The 648-nt window shown below is 46.9% G+C and carries 1 pseudogene; it reads left to right on the forward strand.

The features are described from left to right. Positions 1-3: 3 nt before the first annotated feature. A pseudogene (locus tag BI291_RS18260) lies at positions 4-648 on the forward strand (transposase); the annotation flags it as partial.

A 648-nucleotide genomic window follows, 5' to 3' on the forward strand; every position in this document is an offset into this window, starting at 1 on the left:
ACTATGAAAAAATCACGCTATACAGAATCTCAGATCATCGCAGTATTAAAAGAAGTTGATGCTGGTAGAAAAGTCGAGGAAGTGTGCCGTCAACACGGTATCAGTAGTGCAACCTATTACAACTGGAAGTCCAAATACGGTGGGATGGAAGCCTCTGACGTCAAACGGTTGAAGGAGCTGGAAGAAGAAAACGCCAAGCTTAAAAAGATGTTTGCGGATGTCAGTCTAGAAAATCATGCGATTAAGGAGCTTTTCGCAAAAAAGGGCTGGTGACAGCGGATAAACGAGAATGCGTCAGCGTAATGGTTGGTGCGGGGCTAAGTATCGTAAGGGCTTGTCTGTTTGTTGGCATTGGCCGTTCGACCTTTTATCGCCCTGAACGAGACTGGCGTAAAGCAGATGCTGCTGTCATTGATGCTATCAATGCCGTGCTTGAAAAGTCGCCACGAGCAGGCTTCTGGAAGTGTTTTGGCCGAATGCGCTTCAAAGGCTTTCCGTTCAACCATAAGCGCGTTTATCGCGTGTATTGCCAGATGGGGTTGAATCTAAAACGAAGAACTAAACGTGTGCTACCCAAGCGAATTGCTCAGCCTTTAGAAGTGCAGGAGCAAGCCAACCACCAATGGGCGCTCGATTTTATGCATGACA

The organism is Thalassotalea sp. PP2-459 (assembly GCF_001913705.1).
GTDB lineage: Bacteria > Pseudomonadota > Gammaproteobacteria > Enterobacterales > Alteromonadaceae > Thalassotalea_C > Thalassotalea_C hakodatensis.